Consider the following 500-nt stretch of genomic DNA (forward strand, 5'->3'; position numbering starts at 1 on the left):
TGGAAAAGCCCGGTCGCCTTCGAACGGAAAGTGGCCTAAACGAGCACTTGGGGCGGCACAAAGACGTGACAGGTCCAAACCGGTCAGCAGGTGCAACGAGTAGCTTGATTTACGCCAGATCCTGTCCAACCGATGGGGAGTAGCTCAGGGAACGGGCGATGCTCCGTTTCAGGCGCATGCGAAGTTTGCAGAAATTCGCCTCCGTCCACGCCTTTGTCTCGAACCATTTCAACCAGGAGCGCAGCCTCTCAAGCAGACATCATTTAAAGGCCAACCGCGCCGCTGCTCTCGGTGAGTGGCGTGGTCTCTGCGCGGCATGAGGGACAGCTACACTGCCCTTGGTGAGACTGGTTCGAATCTGTCTGCCAGCACCGCCAGCATTCGCGACCGGATCAAAATGCTGACGCATCGTGGTGATGGGCTGTAAGCGGTTCGCCGCCCCCACACTTTCGAGCTGACGTGTGATCTGCGATTCAGAGGCTTCTTTGGTTTGTGGGGAG

The 500-nt window shown here is 57.8% G+C and carries 1 protein-coding gene and 1 pseudogene; one reads left to right on the forward strand and one right to left on the reverse strand.

Features of this window, described 5'->3' with window-relative positions; translation table 11 throughout:
* Positions 1–146: 146 nt before the first annotated feature.
* Positions 147–320, forward strand: a pseudogene (locus BKY27_RS20475) (IS6 family transposase); the annotation flags it as partial.
* Here the strand turns inward: BKY27_RS20475 and BKY27_RS20480 are convergent.
* Positions 260–500, reverse strand: a 241-nt coding sequence (locus tag BKY27_RS20480; protein WP_233491921.1) for a hypothetical protein, incomplete at its 5' end; no start/stop codon positions are given. The pseudogene BKY27_RS20475 and the gene BKY27_RS20480 overlap by 61 nt on opposite strands.

Origin of the sequence: Nioella nitratireducens (assembly GCF_001879715.1) — a bacterium.
Taxonomy (GTDB): Bacteria; Pseudomonadota; Alphaproteobacteria; order Rhodobacterales; family Rhodobacteraceae; genus Nioella; species Nioella nitratireducens.